The organism is Frigoribacterium faeni (assembly GCF_011761235.1).
Lineage (GTDB): Bacteria > Actinomycetota > Actinomycetes > Actinomycetales > Microbacteriaceae > Frigoribacterium > Frigoribacterium faeni_A.
Genome location: NZ_JAAOYW010000001.1, coordinates 1,030,446 through 1,045,149, shown reverse-complemented (window position 1 = coordinate 1,045,149; position 14,704 = coordinate 1,030,446). Strand labels below are relative to the sequence as shown.

Annotated in this window: 10 protein-coding genes; 5 read left to right on the top strand and 5 right to left on the bottom strand. The window is 74.4% G+C overall.

What is annotated here, in order from left to right; all coding sequences use genetic code 11:
• Positions 1-78: 78 nt before the first annotated feature.
• Both FHR78_RS04825 and FHR78_RS04820 read left to right on the top strand, forming a co-directional pair.
• Positions 79-3,267, top strand: coding sequence for a S8 family serine peptidase (locus FHR78_RS04825; RefSeq protein WP_166759313.1), 3,189 nt, complete (start codon positions 79-81; stop codon positions 3,265-3,267).
• A gap of 191 nt (positions 3,268-3,458) precedes the next feature.
• Complete coding sequence (locus FHR78_RS04820; protein WP_166759719.1) at positions 3,459-4,136, top strand: endonuclease/exonuclease/phosphatase family protein; 678 nt, start codon at positions 3,459-3,461, stop codon at positions 4,134-4,136.
• A gap of 157 nt (positions 4,137-4,293) precedes the next feature.
• On the opposite strand, the gene FHR78_RS04815 is transcribed toward FHR78_RS04820, so the two are convergent.
• Positions 4,294-4,575: a hypothetical protein gene (locus FHR78_RS04815; RefSeq protein ID WP_166759312.1), complete on the bottom strand. Its 282-nt coding sequence runs from the start codon at positions 4,573-4,575 to the stop codon at positions 4,294-4,296.
• 378 nt (positions 4,576-4,953) lie between these two features.
• On the opposite strand from FHR78_RS04815, the gene FHR78_RS04810 reads away from it, so the two are divergent.
• Together FHR78_RS04810 and FHR78_RS04805 are read left to right on the top strand one after the other, a co-directional pair.
• Complete coding sequence (locus FHR78_RS04810; RefSeq protein WP_166759311.1) at positions 4,954-5,793, top strand: aldo/keto reductase; 840 nt, start codon at positions 4,954-4,956, stop codon at positions 5,791-5,793.
• A 171-nt stretch (positions 5,794-5,964) separates the two neighbouring features.
• Positions 5,965-6,834, top strand: a complete 870-nt coding sequence (locus FHR78_RS04805; RefSeq protein WP_166759310.1) for a Pr6Pr family membrane protein — start codon at positions 5,965-5,967, stop codon at positions 6,832-6,834.
• Here FHR78_RS04805 and FHR78_RS04800 read toward each other — a convergent pair.
• Together FHR78_RS04800 and FHR78_RS04795 are read right to left on the bottom strand one after the other, a co-directional pair.
• On the bottom strand, positions 6,738-8,291 hold the full coding sequence (locus FHR78_RS04800) for an FAD-dependent oxidoreductase (RefSeq protein WP_166759309.1): 1,554 nt from the start codon (positions 8,289-8,291) through the stop codon (positions 6,738-6,740). The two genes, FHR78_RS04805 and FHR78_RS04800, sit on opposite strands and share 97 nt — an antisense overlap.
• A gap of 144 nt (positions 8,292-8,435) precedes the next feature.
• Positions 8,436-9,233 carry an alpha/beta fold hydrolase gene (locus tag FHR78_RS04795; protein ID WP_166759308.1) on the bottom strand — a complete coding sequence of 266 codons (798 nt, stop codon included), beginning with the start codon at positions 9,231-9,233 and terminating at the stop codon, positions 8,436-8,438.
• Positions 9,234-10,670: 1,437 nt separating this feature from the next.
• Here FHR78_RS04795 and FHR78_RS04790 point away from each other — a divergent pair.
• Entirely contained in the window at positions 10,671-11,384 is a 714-nt protein-coding gene (locus tag FHR78_RS04790) for an NAD(P)H-hydrate epimerase (protein ID WP_166759307.1), read from the top strand.
• Between the two features lie 105 nt (positions 11,385-11,489).
• On the opposite strand, the gene FHR78_RS04785 is transcribed toward FHR78_RS04790, so the two are convergent.
• Positions 11,490-12,980, bottom strand: a complete 1,491-nt coding sequence (locus tag FHR78_RS04785; protein ID WP_166759306.1) for an MFS transporter — start codon at positions 12,978-12,980, stop codon at positions 11,490-11,492.
• 188 nt (positions 12,981-13,168) lie between these two features.
• Positions 13,169-14,662 (bottom strand): DHA2 family efflux MFS transporter permease subunit, encoded by a 1,494-nt coding sequence (locus FHR78_RS04780; RefSeq protein WP_166759305.1) that lies wholly within the window; start codon positions 14,660-14,662, stop codon positions 13,169-13,171.
• Positions 14,663-14,704 lie beyond the last annotated feature (42 nt).

Below are 14,704 nucleotides of genomic sequence, written 5' to 3'. Positions count from 1 at the left end.
GTTGAGGGGCGTCGAATTCTCAGGTAACTCTTACGGATCGACCGTGCCCGACCGGGTGCGGCATCCGGAAGGCACCCTGTGATCACAACGTCCGGCCGACGGCGGCCGAAGGCTCCACTCTCCGCCCTGCTCATCTCGGGACTCGTCGCCGCGGGCGTCGTCGCGCTGCCGGCCACCTCGGCCCTCGCCGCCGACGGCCCGGCCGTGGTCGGCGACTCGCAGTTCTCGAGCGGCTCGTACATCGTCACCCTGCGCGAGCCCGCGGCCGCGACCTACGAGGGCGGCAAGGCGGGCTTCGCCCGCACCGCGGCCCCCGAGGGCGCGCGCCTCGACGCGCAGGCCGCGCCGGTGCAGGAGTGGTCCGAGCACCTCGAGCAGACCCAGGCCGACGTCGCCCAGGCCGTCGGCGCCACCGTCGACGCGCACTTCTCGGTGACGACGAACGCGTTCGCCGCCGACCTGAGCGCCGACCAGGCGCGGGCGCTGGCCGCCGACCCGTCGGTCGCGGCGGTGTCGAAGAACGAGCTGCTCAAGCTGCAGGCGACGCCCTCGACCGAGTTCCTCGGGCTCGGCGACGCCGAGGGCAACGGCGGCGTCTGGGACGAGATCGGCGGGCGCGACGCGGCCGGCGACGGCGTGGTCGTGGGCATCATCGACTCGGGCATCGCGGCGGGCAACGCCTCGTTCGCGGGCGACGCCCTCGGCGAGCAGGACAGCGCCGAACCGCACCTCGACGGCGACTCGATCGTCTACGACAAGGGCGACGGCGGCACCTTCACCGGCGTGTGCCAGACGGGCGTGCAGTTCACCGCCTCCGACTGCAACACGAAGCTCATCGGCGCCCGGTACTTCGTCGACGGCTTCGGCGTCGGCAACATCGGCACCGAGGAACAGGGCGAGTACCTCTCGCCCCGCGACGGCAACGGCCACGGCTCGCACACGGCCTCGACCGCGGCGGGCAACGCCGACGTCGAGGTGACCATCGGCGACCGCGACTTCGGCACCATCTCGGGCGTCGCCCCGGCCGCCAAGATCGCGGCGTACAAGGTCTGCTGGGACGGTCCCGACCGCGTCGGCACGGACGACGACGGCTGCGCGACGCTCGACCTCGTCGCGGCCATCGAGGCCGCGGTGACCGACGGCGTCGACGTCATCAACTACTCGATCGGCGGCGGCGGGGCGACGAGCACCTTCTCGGCCACCGACCAGGCGTTCCTCGGCGCGGCCTCGGCCGGCGTCTTCGTGGCCGCCTCGGCCGGCAACGACGGCCCCGCGCCGACCACGGCCGACAACGCCGCGCCGTGGATCACCACGGTCGCCGCGAGCACGGTGCCGAGCTACGCGGCCACCGCGCTGACCGGCGACGGCCAGTCGTACCTCGGCGGCAGCATCACGGTGCCGACCGGCACCGAGGGCGTCAGCGGCCCCCTCGTCGACGCGGCGACCCTCGCGGTCGACGGCGCCTCGGCGGAGGACGCGGCGCTCTGCCGCCCCGACTCGCTCGACGCGGACGCGGCCACGGCCGCCGGCGCGGTCGTGCTCTGCGACCGCGGCGTCTACGACCGGGTCGCGAAGAGCGCCGAGGTCGACCGCATCGGCGGCGTCGGCATGCTGCTCGTGAACCCGACCCCCAGCTCGGTCGACCTCGACGAGCACAGCGTGCCGACGGTCCACGTCGACGCGGCCGCCCACGACGCCCTGCACGCCTACGCGGCCACCGAGGGCGCGACGGTCACCCTGGTCGACGGCAACCCGGCCGGCCTGCCCGAGCCCGCCACCCCGCAGATCGCCGGCTTCTCGTCGCGCGGCCCGGTGACGGCCGACGGCGGCAACCTGCTCAAGCCCGACATCTCGGCGCCCGGCGTCGCGATCCTCGCCGACGGCGCCAACGCCGCGGGCGAGCCCGGCAGCTACGAGTTCCTCTCGGGCACGTCGATGTCGTCCCCGCACGTCGCGGGCCTCGCGGCGCTGTACCTCTCGCGCACGGTGCACCCCGACTGGACCCCGGCCGAGGTGAAGTCGGCGATGATGACCACCGCCTACGACCTCGTCGGCGCCGACGGCGCCCCCACGCAGGACGTCTTCGCCCAGGGCGCCGGCCACGTCGACCCCACCGCGTTCCTCGACCCCGGCCTGCTGTACCGCAGCGGGTCGGCCGACTGGCAGGCGTACGTCGACTCGATCGACACGGTCGAGGGCACCGACTCGTCGCTCAACCTGCCGTCGATCAGCGTCGGCTCGCTCGCGGGCACGACGACGGTCACCCGGTCGGTCACGGCGACGGGCCCCGGCACCTGGACGGCCGAGCCGGTCGAGATGGCCGGCGTCACCGCCGCGGTCTCGCCGTCGACGCTGACCTTCGGGGAGGCGGGCGAGACGCAGGACTACACGGTCACCTTCACCCGCACCACCGCCGCGCTCGACGCGTTCGCCACCGGGTACCTCACCTGGACCGACGGCACCCGTGACGCCCGGAGCCCCCTCGCGGTGCGCCCCGTGCAGCTCGACGTCGCCGCCGAGTTCGCCGGCACCGGCGTGACGGGCGAGGCCACGGTCGACGTGACCGCCGGCGACGCCCTGTCGCTGCCGCTCGGCGCCGAGGGCCTCGCCCTCGGCCAGGTCGCGACGGGCTCCGGCACGGCCGGCGCCGACGCGGCCCAGGTGCCGCTGACGGTCGCCGAGGGCACGACGCACGCCCGCTTCGTGCTCGACTCCGCCGAGGACACGGCCGACCTCGACCTGCTGCTCTACACGGCCGACGCGTCGGGCCAGCCCGACGAGCTGGTCGACGCGGCGGCCACGGGCTCGGCCGACGAGCAGCTCGACGTCGAGGCCCCGGAGGCAGGCGAGTACGTGCTGCTCGTCGACTTCTACTCGGGCGCCGGCGACCTCGGCTACACGCTGACGTCGTACCTCCTCGACCCGGCCGCGGCCCAGGGCGGCCTCGCCCTCGACCCGGCCGTGCTCGAGGCCGGCCTCGGCGAGACCACGACGGTCACCGCCTCCTGGTCCGGCCTCGCGTACGAGAGCAGCTACCTCGGCCGCGTCGTCTACGGCGACACGGGCACGGCGAGCTACCTCACGGTCACCACCGGCGAGGAGCCCGAGACGCCGACCGACCCGGGCCCCGGCCCGGGGGAGCCCGGCGGCCCCGGCCACGGCGGACCGGGCCACGGCGGGTTCGACCTGCCCGGCCTGATCGGCTGGATCTGGAACGCCATCGGCGACCTGTTCCACCACTGGTTCCCCGGCCTGCCCTGGCGCTGAGCCCGGGCCACGGGCTGACGGCGTGAGCTGACGGCGCAGGAGGCGGTCCGCACGTTCCCTCGGGAGGGTGCGGACCGCCTCCTCGTCCGTCGCCCGCGCCGCGGCGCGTCGTCCTCTGAGCGAAGGGTCCACCTGTCGGGAACACGGAGGGACTAGGTTCGACACTCGTGACTGGACAGAGCGGCAACACCATGCGCGTGGTGAGCTACAACCTGCGCGAGCACACGGCCAAGGGCGAGATCCGGGCCCTGGCAGAGGACCACGACGCCGACGTGCTCTGCCTGCAGGAGGCCGACACGAAGGACATCCCCGACGAGTTCGGCGAGTTCTCGCTGGCCGCGGCGACCCGCAACAACCGGCTGGGCCTCGCGGCCTACTACCGCCGGTCGCGGTTCGAGCTGCTCGGCACCAACGTCTACGCGCTGAAGAAGAGCATGCACGACCGGGTCATGTCGCCGGCGCACGAGCGCCTGCTCGCCATGCACCTGCACGACCGCGTCTCGGGGCAGGACGTGCTGATCGGCTCGTTCCACGCCGCCCCGCTGACGGCCACGAACGCCCTGCGCAAGAAGCAGGTCGAGTCGGCCCACCAGCTCATGCGGGCGCTCGCCCCCGGCGCGCCGATGCTCATGGTCGGCGACTTCAACTACCCGTGGTTCCACGGCGGGCTGAAGAAGCGCATCGAGCGCGACGGCTTCGTGCTGACCCGCAGCAGCACGCCGACCTACCTCGGCTACAAGTACGTCAAGGGGCACTTCGACTTCGCGACGAGCTACGACCTCACCATCGAGGACGTCGTCACGCTGCCGGCCGGCGTCAGCGACCACCGGCCGATCCTCGTGCGGGCGACGGGGCTCGTCACGGCCTAGCCGGCTCCCTGCCCCGGGCCACGACGACGAGAGGCCCCGCTGCGCGTGCAGCGGGGCCTCTCGTCGTGGTGCGTCGTGGTGTGGCGCGGTGCGGTGCCGGCCGGAGCCGTGGCGCGACCGGACCCGAGGAGGCGGGACGCGCCTCCTCGAGGCCCGCCTACGCGGCCAGCGCGAGCGCGTGGGCGCCGACGGCGTACGCCTGCACGATGGTGCGGCTCGGCTCGCGGCGCCAGCTGCGGCCGGGGATGACCCAGCCCTGGGCGCCCTCGACGGTGACGACGGCGCCGACGTGGACGTCGTCGGTGACGACGTCGCTCCAGGCGCGGACGACGAACTCGGCGCCGGACGCGTCGACGACGACGAACTCGGCGAGGCGGGCGGTGGACAGGACGGGCGCGGTGGTGACCGTGCCCGTGAGGGTGATGATGTTCTCGTTCATGCGTGTTCTCTTCTTCGATGTGTGCTGTGTTGCTCAGCGTCGTGGCACGCAGCGCGGGGCGTGCGTGGACCGCCGTTCTCGGCGGTGGGGCGGACGGATGTCCTCAGGCTCAGGGAGCCTGGTCGGGCCTCGTCTCGGGCAGCGACCGGTGAGCAGCCGAGCGGATGGGGCTCGGACCGGTGGTGCACTCGAGACTGCAGACGAGGTCTGCAGGCTGTTCGACTCGGCCTGCGTGTGGACGACGGGCCGTGAGTCGGGAACGATCTGAGAGGATCGTTGCCAAGCGACCTGCAACGGTAACACGCCGAGGCCGGGAGCACCAGGCCCGGTCGGCGACCTGGCTGGGAACGCCCGTGGAGGCGGTGGTTCGATGGGCTGATGACCACGATCCCCACCATCACCCTGAACAACGGCGTCGAGATCCCCCAGCTCGGCTTCGGCGTCTACCAGGTCGAGCCCGACCAGACGAAGGACGCGACGCTCACGGCCCTCGAGGTCGGCTACCGCCACATCGACACCGCCCAGATGTACGGCAACGAGGCGGGCGTCGGCGAGGCCATCCGCGCCTCCGACCTCGACCGCTCCGACGTCTTCGTGACCTCGAAGCTCAACAACGGGTTCCACCGCCGCGACGACGCGCTCAAGGCCTTCGACGGCACCCTCGAGGCGCTGCAGAGCGACTACGTCGACCTGTTCCTCATCCACTGGCCGCTGCCGACCACCGACGTCGACTACCTCGAGACCTGGAAGGCCCTGGAGGAGATCCACGCCTCCGGCCGCGCCAAGGCCATCGGCGTCTCGAACTTCCAGCAGGCGCACCTGCAGCGCCTCCTCGACGAGGGCGACGTCGTCCCCGCCGTCAACCAGATCGAGGTGCACCCCTACCTCGCCAACGACTCGCTGCGCCTCTTCGGCGTCGAGCACGGCATCCACACCGAGGCCTGGTCGCCCATCGCCCAGGGCAAGGTGCTCGACGACCCGACCCTCGTCGAGATCGCCGAGCGCGTCGGCCGCTCGACGGCCCAGGTCACGCTCCGCTGGCACGTGCAGCGCGGCGACATCGTGTTCCCGAAGTCGGTGACGCGCTCGCGCGTCGAGGAGAACTTCGCGCTCTTCGACTTCGAGCTCACCGAGTCGGACGTCGCGGCGATCACCGACCTCGACAAGAACGAGCGCACCGGCCCCGACCCCGACACGTTCGACTACATCCCCAGCTGACGCCTCCCGGCCGACGCGTCCCGCCCTCGGGCCGGCGCGCGTCGGCCGGGCCCCGGCTGTGCCGACGGGCCGGTCTCCCCGCAGGGGGAGACCGGCCCGTCCTAGTAGGGTCGTCGTCTGCACGGGAGGCCACCCGAGGCGTCCCCGCGCTACCAGGAGCGAGTGAACAGGGTGCGAACAGTCGTCGGCGTGCTGCGCCTCGTCGTCGCCGCCCTGGGCGCCGCGGCGCTCGTGTCGTACTTCGTCTACGTGCTCGGCTTCTCGACCTTCTCGACGCTCAACTACTTCGCGTACTTCACGCAGCAGAGCAACATCGCGAACGTCGTCGTGCTCGCCGTCTCGGGCGTGCTGGCGCTGCGGGGCCGGCGCGAGGGGCGGGCGTTCGCCGCCGTGCACGCGCTCGTCACGACGTACGTGGTCGTGTCGGGCATCGTCTACGGCGTCATCCTCGTCGAGTCGCTCAGCAACGACTTCGCGATCGGGGTGCCCTGGTCGACCCAGGTGCTGCACTTCTGGATCCCCGGGTTCCTCGTCGTCGACTGGGTCCTCGCCCCGGGCCGCACCCGGGTCAGCTGGTCGATCCTGTCGGTCGTCCTCGTCTTCCCGGTCGTCTGGGGCATCGCGACGATCGTCCGCGGGGCGGACGTCGGGTGGTACCCGTACTTCTTCCTCGACCCGGCGCAGGTGCGCTGGCCCGACGAGTTCGTCATGTACAACGCCATCGCGCTCGGCGTCATCGTCGGGGTGATGAGCGGGCTGATCGCGCTCAGCCACCTGCGGCCCGGGCCGCGGCCGAGCGTGCTGCTGCTGCTGCGGCGGGGGGCCGGCGGGGTGGTCGAGGCAGGCGGGGCGCTCGACGCCGGCGGGGCGCTCGACGTCGGCGCGGGCGCCGCGGCGTCGGCGGGCACGGGGGCTCGGGCCGGCGGGGCCCAGGCTGCCGGGGCTCAGGCTGCCGGTGACTCCGCGCCGCCGGTGGCGGGCTCGTCGGTGGACGACGGGTCGCCGGGCGCGGGCGACGACTCGGGCACCAGGTCGAGGTAGGGCGCCAGGCCTGCGAGGGCGTCGGCGAGGGCCTCGTCGTCGCTCAGCTCGAGGCTCGCGACGGCGTCGTCGCCGCCGGCCAGCGCCACCATCACGGGCTCGCCGGTGGCGGGGAACAGGTTCACGAAGACGCGCCAGGTCGACGAGCCGTCCACGACCGTCAGCACCGACGCCTCCGTGCTCCACACGCGCTCGTCGAAGCGCAGCCACAGCACCTCCTGCTGGGCCACGCCGAGGGTCTCGACGGCGGCCGTGTGGGCGGTCGGCAGCTCGGGCGAGAACTCGGTCGTGCCCTCCTTGAGCACGCCGAGCGGCAGGGTGACCACCACGCGGTCGACCGACAGGCTCTCGCCGGTGGCGAGGCGCAGGCCGACGCCGCGGTCGCCGTACTGGACGCGGGCGACCGTGCTGCCGGGCAGCACGTCGAGGCCGTCGAGCTGGGCCTCGACGAACGCCGACAGGTCGCCGGTGACGAACGGGGTGCCCAGCGGGAACAGCCCGTCGGGGTCGGCGGCGGCCTGCGCGGCGACGTCGCCGGAGTCCTGCCGCTCGGCGAGGTCGTCGGCCGACGCGCCCCAGCGCACCGGCAGGGCCTCGTCGAGCACGAAGAGCAGGCGGTCGGCGTCGGAGACCCCCGCGGAGTCCGGCTCGAGCGACTGCCGCTCGGGGCCGACGCCCGCGCCCGTGACGGCCTGGCCGACCGTGACGGCGGCCGCCTGGTCGTCGGCCCAGGCGGCGGCCGCCGAGAGCGAGCGGGCGGACACGTCGCCGAGCGACGTCGCCTGCCCCGCGGTCGACCGCACCTCGAGCGCGTCGCCGAGGGGCACCGTCGCGACCCGGTCGAGGGCCAATGCGGCCCGGAGGGCGACGGCGGCCTCGCCGTCGAGGGAGGCGGCGCCCATCTGCACGGGGAACGGCCAGTCGTCGCCGGTGTGCGTCGCCACCCGGCCGCCGACCCGGTCGCGGGCCTCGACCACGACGACGTCGTAGCCGCGGCCGGCGAGGCTGCGGGCCGCCGTGGCGCCCGCCATGCCCGCGCCGACGACGGCGATGCGCTCGCCCGGCTCGGCGACGGCGGCGACCGCCTCGGCCACGTCGAACCCGCTGACCCGGGCGCCGCCGAGGGTGCCGGGGGCCGTGCGCGCGGTCGCCTCGCCGGCGAAGAAGACCCGGTCGTCGACGGGGCGTCGCAGGGCCTCGCGGTCGGCGGCGCTCGACGAGGTCGTGAGGTAGCTGCCCGAGCCGCGCGCGAAGGGGTCGTCGGCCCAGCTGCTGCGACGGAACGCCGAGGGAGCAGGCCCGGCGGTCGGCGTGGCCGTCGCCGTGGGGGAGGGCGTCGGGGTCGGCCCCGGCGTGCTCGGCGCGGGCGTCGGGGCGTCGGTCGTGCACGCCGCGAGGAACGCCACGGCCGCCGCCGAGGCCGACCCCGTCAGGAACGCGCGACGACTGATGACCATGGTGGCTCCATCATCGCAGGGCGGGCCCGTGCAGGGCGACGGGCGTGCGCCGCGTCGCGGCCCGGTCGTGCCGGGGTCGCGCGTGGTGCTCGGGTCGTGCCGGGGTCGTGCCGGGGTCGCGCGTGGTGCTCGGGTCGTGCCGGCTCAGGCGTCGAGGGCCTCGAGCCAGGTGCGCAGCAGGTCGGTGACCTGGTCGACCGGCATGAGCGACGACGCATGGTCCTGGCCGACGAGCTCGAAGAAGGCGGCGGTGGGCATGCGGCGGGCGGCGTCGCGCGACTCCCGGTGTCGCTCGACGTCGCGCGTGCCGGCGATGAGCAGGGTCGGCACCGACACGTCGTCGAGCTGCCGGGCGGTCAGGCCGCCGCCCGTCTCGGCCGCGCGGAAGAACGCGGCGAGGGCCAGCGCGTCGTCGCTCATGAAGGCGAGGCGGGTGGCCGGGTCGAGGCGGCGGCCCATGGTGTGCTCCCAGCGCTCGACGAAGGCGGGCATGCCCCCGGTGAGCAGCGCCTCCTCCCAGTCGGGGGCGAACGTCGCGCCGATGTTGCCGTTCATCGGCGCCCAGCTGCCGCCGATGGTGGTGAGGGTTCGCAGCAGCGCGGGCTCGTGGGCCGCGATGGACAGTCCGATGCGGGCGCCGAACGAGTAGCCCACGTAGTGCACGGGCGCGAGGCCCGTGGCGTCGAGCACCGCCGCGACGTCGCCGCGGTGCAGGGCCATGTCGTACGAGGCAGGGTCGTGCGGGGCGCCGCTGCGCCCGTGGCCGCGCATGTCGAGCGCGACGACGGTGAAGTCCCGCTCGAGGTCGCGCAGGTAGCCGAGGCCGCGCCACGCGCCGCGCGACAGGCCCGAGCCGTGCACGAGCAGCAGGGGCGGGCCGTCGCCCGCGACCTCGTACGCGATCTCGGTGCCGTCGACGGGGTTGGGGACGTGGTCGCGCATCCGTCCAGTCTGACAGCGCCCGCCCGGCGCCGGGCACTCAGGCGGCGCCGCCGCCCGCCGCCCCGCCGCGCGGCGGGCCGCGGGCCCGCCCCCGCACGCCACCTGAGTCCCCGACCCGGGGACCCGCCGGCCCGCGGCCCCGCGCCCGGGCGCCGCCCGCCCGGGCGCTGCCCCGCGTCGAACACTCAGGTGACCGTGTCGCTCAGGCCCCCGCAGGCGGTCCGGCGCGGGAGCGCCGTCGCCCGTCACCTGACCCGTCGACGTGGTCGGCCGCCGCCCCACGATCCCGCGGGCCGCGGCGCGCGCCCGGGCGTGGCCCCGCGTCGAACACTCAGGTGACCGTGTCGCTCAGGCCCCCGCAGGCGGTCCGGCGCGGGCGTACCGTCGCCCGTCACCTGAACCGTCGACGTGGTCGGCCGCCGCCCCACGATCCCGCCAGCCGGCCGTCACCCGCGCGGGCGCGGCCCCGCGCCACGCGCCGGCGGTCGAAGGTTCAGGTCGTGGCGTCGCCAGCCGCCCCGCGGGCGGGCGGGCGCGGGGGCGCCGTCGCCCGCCACCTGATTCGTCGACGCGTGCGATGCCGGAACGGCGCCCGCCCGCAGTCGCCCGAGACGCGCCAGCGCGCATCCGCGATCCGCGACCCGCGATCCGCGAGGCGCGTCGAGGACTCGGGCGACGGTGTCGTCCACGGGCCCGCAGGCGGCCGGGCGCGGGGGCGCGGCCGCTCGCCACCTGAGTCGTCGACGTCGGGGCCCGGCGGTCCGCGGGCGGGGGGGGGTGCGCCCGACTCCACGTGAACGCGGGCCCGCGACGTGCGTCAGGCGTGGAGCATTCAGGTCGCGGCGTCGCCCGCGGCCTCGGCGCCCGGCGGGCGCAGGGACGCAGCCGCTCGTCACCTGAATCGTCGACGCGGTCGGCCGCGGACCCGCGGTCGCGCGGGGTCTGTTGGCGGCCGCAGGGCTCCGACGTGTGTCGGGCGTCGAGGACTCAGGCAGACGGTGTCGTCCCTGGTCCGGTGGGGGAGGGGGCGCGGGGGTGCCGTCGGTCGGCACCTGAATCGTCGACGCGGTCGGCGCCGGGGCGGGGTCGCGCGGGTCGGCCTGTGACCGAACGGGCGCGGGCGCGCCGTGCAGGCCCTCCGCGCGGGGCGGACGTCGAGGGTTCAGGTCACGGCGTCGCTCCCGGCCCCGGGACGCGGGCGACCCGCGGTTGCAGGCGCACGATGCCTGAGACCTCGACGCGGGCCGGCGTCCGCGGGCCAGCGCGTCCGCGAGCCGGCGTCCGCAGGGCCGGCGTCCGCAGAACGGCGTTCGCCAGCCAGCCATCGAGCTGGCGAGCCAGCGAGCCAGCGAGCCAGCGAGCCAGCGACCCAGCGAGCCAGCCGGCACGCGTCGGGGCGGGCGGGCGGCGCGACGGCCCGCGGGGCACGATGGAGCGATGATCCACGGGTGGACGGCAGCACAGGTGAGGGCGGCCGAGCAGCCGCACCTCGACGCGGGCGAACCGCTGATGCAGCGGGCGAGCGCCGGTCTCGCGCTCGAGGTCGAGGCGCTGCTGCGCCGCTCCGGCCGGTGGCCCGCCCCGGTGGTGCTGCTCGTCGGCAGCGGAAGCAACGGCGGCGACGCCCTCTTCGCCGGCGCGGCCCTGGCCGACCGGGGCTGCCCGGTCACCGTGGTGCCGACCGGCTCGCGGCTGCACGAGCCGGGACTGGCGGCGGCGCGGGCCTCCGGCGTCGTCGTCGACGACGTGCGCGGGTGGTCGACGGCCGAGGAGGCGGGGGCCGGCCTCCGCAGGACCGGCGCCGCGGTCGTCCTCGACGGCTTGCTCGGGACCGGCACCAGCGCCGACCCGGCCCTCCGGGGCGCGGCCCGCGACGTGGTGGCCGCGCTGCTGCCGTGGACCACGGGCCCCGACGCACCCTTCGTCGTGGCCGTCGACCTGCCGAGCGGCGTCGGACCGGACGACGGAGCCGTGCCCGACCCCACGGTGCTGCCCGCCGACCTGACGGTGACCTTCGGGGCGCACAAGGCGGGCCTCCTGATCGAGCCGGCGGCGTCGCTGGCGGGCGAGGTCGTGCTCGTCGACATCGGGCTGTTGGCCGACCTCGCCGACGTGCCGCCGGCCGTCAGCGTGCAGGACCGCGCCTCCTGAGCCCCGGGCGGCCACGCACGACCGCCGACCGGCGGCCCGAATCAGGCCGGAACCCGAGCCCGACGGCCCGAGCCCGACGGCCCGAGCCAGCCGACCCCGCGGCCCCTAATTCCCCCGGCCCGCCGCCCCGCCGCCCGACCCGCCCTGCGGCACGACCGACAACGGGCTCGTGATCGCCTCGAGCGACTTGCGCTCCGCCGCCACCCCGAAGACGAGCGCGACCACCCCGCCGACGAGCATGATCCCGGCCCCGAGGAAGTACCCCGCAGTCAGTGGCCCGCGGTCCGTCCCGTCGCCGATCAGCGAGCCGTAGAGGGTGGGCGCCACGGCGCCGGCGATCTGGCCGAGGGCGAAGAAGTAGCCGATGACCTGGCCGCGCAGCTCGAGCGGGAAGATCTCGCTCACCGTGAGGTACGCCGAGGAGGCGCCCGCCGACGCGAAGAAGAACGACACGCACCAGAACACGGTCTGGGTCGTCGCGTTGAGCACGTCCATGTGGAACAGCACCGCCGAGACGGCGAGCACGACGGCCGACACCCCGTAGGTCAGGAAGATCATCTGCCGCCGCCCCCACGTGTCGAAGAGGTGGCCGAGCAGCAGCGGTCCGAGCAGGTTGCCGATCGCGAACGGGAAGAAGAAGTACTGCGTCGACGCCGGGTCGGTGCCGTAGAAGTTCTGCAGCACGAGCGCGTACGTGAAGAAGATCGCGTTGTAGAGGAACGACTGCGTGATCATCATCGTGGCGGCGACGAGGGTGCGCTTGGGGTAGTCCTTCGTGAGGGTGCGCAGGATGACGCTGAACGGGATGCGGCCCTTGTCGGTCACCTCGAGGGCCTGGTCGTCGCTCACCGGCTCGAGGGTGCGGCCCTCGGCCTCGACGCGGTGCTCGATGTCGGTGACCGTCGCCTCCGCCTCCTCCTCACGGCCGTGGGTCATCAGCCACCGTGGGCTCTCGGGGATGTGCCGGCGCAGGTAGATGATGATCAGCCCGAGCACGGGGCCGATGAAGAAGCCGATGCGCCAGCCGACGTTCTCGGCGAAGTAGTCGGTGTTCAGCAGGAACAGGTTGGCGGCCGAGCCGAGGGCGGCGCCGCCCCAGTAGGTGCCGTTGATGGCGATGTCGACGCGGCCGCGGAACCGCGACGGGATGATCTCGTCGATCGCCGAGTTGATCGCGGCGTACTCGCCGCCGATGCCCATCCCGGCGATGAACCGGAACACGGCCAGGAACGCGAAGTTCGGCGACAGCCCGGCGAGCCCGCTCGCCACGAGGTAGATGGCCAGCGTCAGGATGAAGAGCTTCTTGCGGCCGAGCGTGTCGCTGAGCCGGCCGAAGATCAGCGCCCCCGCGACCTGCCCCAGCAGGTAGATCGTGCCGAGGTAGCCGACCTGCGCGGCGCTGAGGCCGAGGTCGGCCTGGAACCCGGCGGAGGCGACGATCTGGATCTCGAGGCCGTCGAGCACCCACGAGAAGCCGAGGCCGACGACGATCGTCCAGTGGAACTTCGTCCAGGGGAGGCGGTCCATGCGGGCCGGGACCAGGCTGCGGACGGTGCCGCCGCCTCCTCGTGCCGGGGTGGACGACGAGCTGCTCATGGTGGTCTCCCCTGTGCGCGGTGTGCATCCGTGCAGAGGATGCACGGACACCGGCGACGGTACTCCCGGCGCCGGACGCACGACCGCCCTCCCCGAGGCCGGGGAGGGCGGTCGACCACGACCCCGTGAGGGCCGAGGAGGCGCGGCTGCGGCAGCCGAGGCCGGTCGCCCGCCGCAGCCGGCCCCGTCTAGTGCGCGACGATCGGCTCGGCGCCCTCGGTGACCGGGGGCCGACGGACGAAGAACGCCCCGACGACCGCGAAGAGCGAGATGATCGCGCCGACGAGGAACGCGGCGCGGACGCCGGCGCTGGCCGCCGCGACGTCGCCGGCCCCGCCGCTCGCCGCCGAGACGGTGGCGAGGGTCATGACGGTGACGAACACGGCCGTGCCGGCGGCGCCGGCGACCTGCTGCACCGTGCCGACGATCGCCGAGCCATGCGAGTAGAGGCGTCCGGGCAGCGAGCCGAGCCCCGACGTGAACAGCGGCGTGAACATCAGCGCGAGGCCGACGCTGAGGGCGACGTGGGCGCCCAGCACCATCGGGATGGGCGTCGTCTCGGACACCGTCGAGAGGAACCACAGCACGGCGCTGACCAGCATCGTGCCGGGCACGAGCAGCACGGTCGGGCCGTGCCTGTCGAAGATCCGGCCGACGAACGGCGAGAGCACGCCCTGCAGCAGTCCGCCGGGCAGCAGCAGCAGGCCGGTGGCCAGCGGGTCGAGGCCGTGGACGTTCTGCAGGTAGATCGGCAGCACGATGAGCGTGCCGAACAGGGCGATCATGCCCACGCCGAGCACGAGCACCGAGGTGGTGAAGGTGCGCGACAGGAACGTGCGCAGGTCGAGGAGGGCGCGGTCGCCGCGCTGCAGGACCCGCTGGCGCAGCACGAAGGCGAGCAGGGCCACGACGCCGACGCCGATGGGCAGCCACGCGGGCACGGCCGCCTCGGCGCCCTCGCCGATCGAGCTGAGGCCGAACACGATGCCGCCGAAGGCGAAGGCGGAGAGGACGACCGAGAACACGTCGAGCGGCACCTTGCGGGGCGTCGTGACGTTCTTCACGCGCACGGCGCCGAGCGCGAGGGCGGCCAGGGCGATGGGCAGCACGATGATGAACATGAAGCGCCACTCGAGCACGCTGAGGATGAGGCCCGAGATGGTCGGCCCGATGGCGGGGGCGACCGAGATGACGATCGAGATGTTGCCCATGGTGCGGCCGCGCGTCGCCGGCGGCACGAGCGTGAGCACCGTCGTCATGAGCAGCGGCATCATGATCGCGGTGCCCGAGGCCTGCACGACGCGGCCGAGCAGCAGCACGCCGAAGCCGGGCGCGACGGCCGAGATGGCCGTTCCGAGGCTGAACAGGCTCATCGCCGTGATGAACACGGGACGCGTGTTGAACCGCTGCAGCAGGAACCCGGTGATCGGGATGACGACCGCCATCGTCAGCATGAAGCCGGTGGTCAGCCACTGGCCGGCGGTGACGGTGATGCCGAGGTCGCGGGTGAGGCTGGGCAGCGCGACGCCCATGATCGTCTCGTTGAGGATGACGACGAAGGCGCTGACGAGCAGCAGGCCGATGACGAGCTTGTTGCGTGCCGCGAGGGCCGCCCCGCCGTCGTCGTCGGAGGTCGCGGGGCCGGTGTCGGCGGCGGTGGACGCGGCGGTGTCGCTCGTCATGGGGTCTCCCTGGTGGGGGCGGGCGGAGGTCGGTGTCTCGCC

What these genes read in the sequence shown, in the direction of transcription:
- FHR78_RS04820 (WP_166759719.1), top strand. Translation starts at nt 3,459, where the DNA reads ATGCGCGTGGTGAGCTACAACCTGCGCGAGCACACGGCCAAGGGCGAG.
- FHR78_RS04815 (WP_166759312.1), bottom strand. Translation starts at nt 4,575, where the DNA reads ATGAACGAGAACATCATCACCCTCACGGGCACGGTCACCACCGCGCCC.
- FHR78_RS04810 (WP_166759311.1), top strand. Translation starts at nt 4,954, where the DNA reads ATGACCACGATCCCCACCATCACCCTGAACAACGGCGTCGAGATCCCC.
- FHR78_RS04800 (WP_166759309.1), bottom strand. Translation starts at nt 8,291, where the DNA reads ATGGTCATCAGTCGTCGCGCGTTCCTGACGGGGTCGGCCTCGGCGGCG.
- FHR78_RS04795 (WP_166759308.1), bottom strand. Translation starts at nt 9,233, where the DNA reads ATGCGCGACCACGTCCCCAACCCCGTCGACGGCACCGAGATCGCGTAC.
- FHR78_RS04790 (WP_166759307.1), top strand. Translation starts at nt 10,671, where the DNA reads ATGATCCACGGGTGGACGGCAGCACAGGTGAGGGCGGCCGAGCAGCCG.
- FHR78_RS04785 (WP_166759306.1), bottom strand. Translation starts at nt 12,980, where the DNA reads ATGAGCAGCTCGTCGTCCACCCCGGCACGAGGAGGCGGCGGCACCGTC.
- FHR78_RS04780 (WP_166759305.1), bottom strand. Translation starts at nt 14,662, where the DNA reads ATGACGAGCGACACCGCCGCGTCCACCGCCGCCGACACCGGCCCCGCG.